The organism is Mycobacterium sp., assembly GCF_019243155.1.
Taxonomy (GTDB): domain Bacteria; phylum Actinomycetota; class Actinomycetes; order Mycobacteriales; family Mycobacteriaceae; genus Mycobacterium.
This window is the reverse complement of the sequence record NZ_JAFAUS010000433.1, coordinates 1-4,434: the sequence shown is the minus strand read 5'-3', so window position 1 is coordinate 4,434 and position 4,434 is coordinate 1. Positions and strand designations below refer to the sequence as shown.

5 protein-coding genes are annotated in these 4,434 nt (G+C 68.0%); 4 read left to right on the top strand and 1 reads right to left on the bottom strand.

Features of this window, described 5'->3' with window-relative positions; translation table 11 throughout:
- Both JOZ00_RS22285 and JOZ00_RS22280 read left to right on the top strand, forming a co-directional pair.
- Positions 1–603 (top strand): aminotransferase class III-fold pyridoxal phosphate-dependent enzyme (locus JOZ00_RS22285; protein ID WP_293348131.1); only part of this gene is annotated, 603 nt, incomplete at its 5' end.
- Between the two features lie 63 nt (positions 604–666).
- Positions 667–1,668, top strand: coding sequence for an SMP-30/gluconolactonase/LRE family protein (locus JOZ00_RS22280; protein ID WP_293348128.1), 1,002 nt, complete (start codon positions 667–669; stop codon positions 1,666–1,668).
- Positions 1,669–1,674: 6 nt separating this feature from the next.
- Here the strand turns inward: JOZ00_RS22280 and JOZ00_RS22275 are convergent, their stop codons facing one another.
- Positions 1,675–1,917: a hypothetical protein gene (locus JOZ00_RS22275; protein ID WP_366022387.1), complete on the bottom strand. Its 243-nt coding sequence runs from the start codon at positions 1,915–1,917 to the stop codon at positions 1,675–1,677.
- A 203-nt stretch (positions 1,918–2,120) separates the two neighbouring features.
- Here JOZ00_RS22275 and JOZ00_RS22270 point away from each other — a divergent pair, with 203 nt between their 5' ends.
- A complete protein-coding gene (locus JOZ00_RS22270) occupies positions 2,121–3,356 on the top strand; it encodes a D-alanyl-D-alanine carboxypeptidase (RefSeq protein WP_293348122.1) in 1,236 nt (411 codons plus the stop codon).
- 5 nt (positions 3,357–3,361) lie between these two features.
- Positions 3,362–4,434, top strand: a 1,073-nt coding sequence (locus JOZ00_RS22265; RefSeq protein WP_293348119.1) for an MFS transporter, incomplete at its 3' end; no start/stop codon positions are given.

The window sequence follows — 4,434 nt, the reverse complement described above, 5'->3', positions numbered from 1 at the left end:
TCCGACGAGGTGATCTGCGCGTTCGGCCGGATCGGCTCGATGTTCGCGTGTGACGACTTCGGCTACGTCCCCGACATGATCACCTGCGCCAAGGGCCTGACGTCGGGCTATTCACCGCTGGGCGCGATGATAGCCAGCGAGCGGTTGTTCGAGCCGTTCAACGACGGCAAAACCATGTTCCCGCACGGCTATACGTTCGGCGGCCACCCGGTGTCGACCGCCGTCGGATTGGCCAACCTCGACATCTTCGAACGCGAGGGCCTCAACGACCGGGTCAAACACCACTCTTCGGCCTTCCGCGCCACTCTCGAGAAGCTGTACGACGTGCCGATCGTCGGCGACGTGCGCGGCGAGGGGTACTTCTACGGCGTCGAACTGGTCAAGGACCAGGCGACCAAGGAGAAGTTCAGCGACGCCGAACGGCGCCCGATGCTCGGCCGCGTCTCGTCCGGGCTCTTCGAGGCCGGCTTGTACTGCCGCACCGACGAACGCGGCGATTCCGTCATCCAGCTCGCGCCGCCGCTGATCAGCGGGCAGACCGAATTCGACACCATCGAGGCCATCTTGCGCAGCGTGCTCACCGAGGAAGCCTGGCGGCTCTAAGGTCCTAGGGAGCCTGGCGGCTCTAAGGTCCTAAGGAGCCTGGCGGCTCTAAGGTCCTTGAGTATGCGCAAGCCGCGTATCCACCCGGTCCGGTGGCAGCCGCCACCGGTCGACCCGCTGCCGGACATGCCGACGTCGCGCGTCACCGTCGTCCCGGTTCCCGGCAACGGGCCCGAAGACGTCGTCGTCGACATCGACGGTCAGTTGTGGACCGGCCTGGAGGACGGGCGCATCGTGCGGATTCCGGCCGACGGGGGCGAGCCCGAGGTCGTGGCGAACACCGGCGGGCGACCGCTCGGCTTGCACATCGCTCGCGACGGCCGAGTCCTGATCTGCGACAGCCATCGTGGGCTGCTCGCGCTCGATCCGGCCAGCGGCATGCTGCATGTCCTTGCCGACGGAGTCGCGGGCAGGCGGTTCAAGTTCTGCTCGAACGTCACCGAAACACCGGACGGCACAATCTATTTCACCGAGTCAACGAGCGACTATCATTTCGAGCAGTTCACCGCCCCGATCGTCGAGGCGCGCGGCACCGGCGGCCTGTACCGGCTCGACGCCAGCGGTGCCGTCAGCACGCTGGTCGACGGACTGTACTTCGCCAACGGGGTGACGCCGACGGTCGACGGGTCGGCGCTGGTGTTCGCCGAGACCCAGGCGCGGCGGCTGTCGAAGTACTGGCTGACCGGGCCGCGGGCCGGATCGGTGACGCCGTTGGCGGTGAACCTGCCCGGCATGCCCGACAACCTGTCCACCGGTGCCGACGGCCGGATCTGGGCCGCGCTGGTCGCCGAGATGAACCCTGCGCTGGAATCGTTGTTCCCGCGGGCCCCGATCATCCGCAAGGTGGTGTGGCGACTGCCCGAGCGGCTCCAGCCACGGATCAAGCCGGAAGTCTGGGTGGTCGCGGTCGCCCCGGACAGCGGTGCGGCCGTCGCCGGACTGCGCACCGAGCAGGCGGACTTCGGCTCGGTCACCGGCCTGGTCGAGTCGGCCGGCAAGCTCTGGATGGGCACGATCAACTTCCCGGCCATCGCTCACGTGGAGCTGGCCGCCACCGCGCTGTGATCGCCGCTAGCCGCCGGTGGTAGCGAGGACCCGCTTGACCTCGTAAGCGGCCAGCAGCAGCTCGCGCGAGTGGGCCGGCGTCGGGTTGTTCGCAATCCGCAATTGTGCGTTGCACAACCAGATGAGCGCGGACCGCAGGGCGGGATCGGTCGCGGCGTCACGATGCGCCTGCAGTTCCACCAACACCTGATCGAGCCCCGAGCGCCGGACCTGCGTTGACTTCTCGACCTGCGTGAGCAGATCATTCAGCGGCCGGAGACCCGACGCGCCATCGCCATCGCGGGAACCCCGGAACTGGGACCGCAACTGAGACCACAACCCACCGTTTGGAATAGCCGTCAGTCTAGGGGTTAAGCGCCGTATCCGCGCGTCGAAATTTCGTAACATCTGTCCCACCAGTCACAGCGCGGCTCCCCGGATTTGGGCCGGCGATCGCTTACTGTGCACAGACGATGACCGTGATACGTTCCGCATCATGCCTGGCAGCGGCGATTTTCCTGATGGCCGTCCCGGCCGGGTTGGCGGCGCCGATCGCCGGGGCCGAGCCCACCGCAGAACCCAACGCCGCGCCGGCGTGTCCGTACAAGGTCAGCCCACCGGCCGCGGTGGACTCGTCGGAGGCGCCCCAGGCCGGCGACCCGCCGACCCCGCTGGCGGTGCCCGCCAAACCCGTCGGTGGCGAGGCGCTGAGCAGCTGCGGCATCGTCGCCGCGCCCGAAACTCCGCCGCTGCCCACCGACGTCTCCGCCGACGCGTGGCTGGTTGCGGACCTGGACAGCGGCGCCGTCGTCGCCGCCAAGGACCCGCACGGGCGGCACCGACCGGCCAGCATCATCAAGGTCCTGGTCGCGATGGCATCCATCAACGCGTTCAACGAGAACAAGTCGGTTCCGGGAACCGCCGAGGACGCCGCCGCCGAGGGCACCAAGGTCGGTGTCGACGAGGGCGGCATGTTCACCATCAACCAGCTGCTGCACGGGCTGCTGATGCACTCGGGCAACGACGCCGCACACGCGCTGGCCATGCAGCTCGGCGGGATGCAGCAGGCCGTCGAGAAGATCAACGTGCTGGCCGCCAAGCTCGGCGGCCAGGACACCCGGGCCGCGACGCCGTCGGGGCTCGACGGCCCCGGCATGAGCACCTCGGCCTACGACATCGGGCTGTTCTATCGCTACGCGTGGCAGAACCCGACCTTCAGCGACATCGTCGCGACGCGCACGTTCGACTTCCCGGGTCACGGTGACCATCCCGGCTACGAGCTGGAGAACGACAACCAGCTGCTCTACAAGTATCCCGGCGCCCTGGGCGGCAAGACCGGCTACACCGACGACGCCGGCCAGACCTTCGTGGGGGCGGCCAATCACAACGGGCGACGGTTGATGGCGGTGCTGCTGCACGGGACCCGAGTACCGATCGCGCCGTGGGAGCAGGCGGCGCACCTGCTGGACTACGGCTTCAGCACGCCGCAGGGCACGCAGGTCGGCACGCTGGTCGAACCCGACCGCTCGTTGATGCCGACCAAGCACGACGCCGCGGACCAGTCAGGCAGCAGCGCCCAGGCGGGCGGCGTACTGCCGTCGGCGGATGCGCTCCCCGTCCGGGTCGGTGTGGGCGTCATCGGCGCAGTCATCGTGTTTAGCTTGATCATGGCCGCACGCTCGATGAACCGCCGACCGCAACACCGCTGAACACCATGACCGCCCGCTCGCGGGGCCTGCTGGTCGGGCTCACCGCCGCCAGCGTCGGGGTCATCTACGGCTACGACCTGTCGATCATCGCCGGTGCGCAGCTGTTCGTCACCGAGGATTTCGGTTTGAGCACGCGGCAACAGGAACTGCTGACGACGATGGTGGTGCTGGGCCAGATCGCCGGAGCGTTGGGTGCCGGCGTGCTGGCCAACACGATCGGACGAAAGAAGTCGGTGCTGGGCGTACTCGTCGCATACGCGACGCTCGCGCTGGTTGCCGCGCTCTCGGTTTCGGAGCCCATGCTGTTGCTGGCCCGCTTCCTGCTCGGGCTGGCCATCGGGGTATCGGTGGTGGTCGTTCCGGTGTTCGTGGCGGAATCGGCTCCGGCCGCCGTGCGCGGGTCGCTGCTGACCGCCTACCAACTGGCCATCGTCAGCGGACTCGTCATCGGCTACCTGACCGGGTATCTGCTGGCCGGCTCCCACAGCTGGCGCTTGATGTTCGGGCTGGCCGCCATCCCTGCAACGCTGTTGCTGCCCTTGGTGATTCGCATGCCCGACACGGCCCGGTGGTATGTGCTCAAGGGCCGGGCCGACGACGCCCGCGCCGCGCTGCAGCGCATCGAGCCCGCCGCGGACGTCGAATCCGAACTCGCCGAGATCGCCCGCGCTGTCAGCGAGGGTAGCGGCCGCGTATCCGAGATGCTGCGAGCGCCGTACTCGCGAGCCACCCTGTTCGTGATCACGCTCGGCTTTCTGACCCAGATCACCGGCATCAACGCGATCATCTATTACAGCCCAAGGATTTTCGAAGCCATGGGGTTCACTGGGAATTTCGCGCTACTGGCGCTGCCGGCGCTGGTTCAGGTCGCCGGCCTGATGGCCGTGGGCACCTCCGTGCTCCTGGTCGACCGGGTGGGCCGACGCCCAATCCTGTTGTCGGGCATCGCCATGATGATCGGCGCCGACGCCGTGCTGATGGCCGTGTTCGCCCGTGGCCTGGGCGGGACCGGACTGGGGCTCGGATTCGCCGGCATTCTGCTGTTCATCTTCGGCTACACCATGGGCTTCGGCTCGCT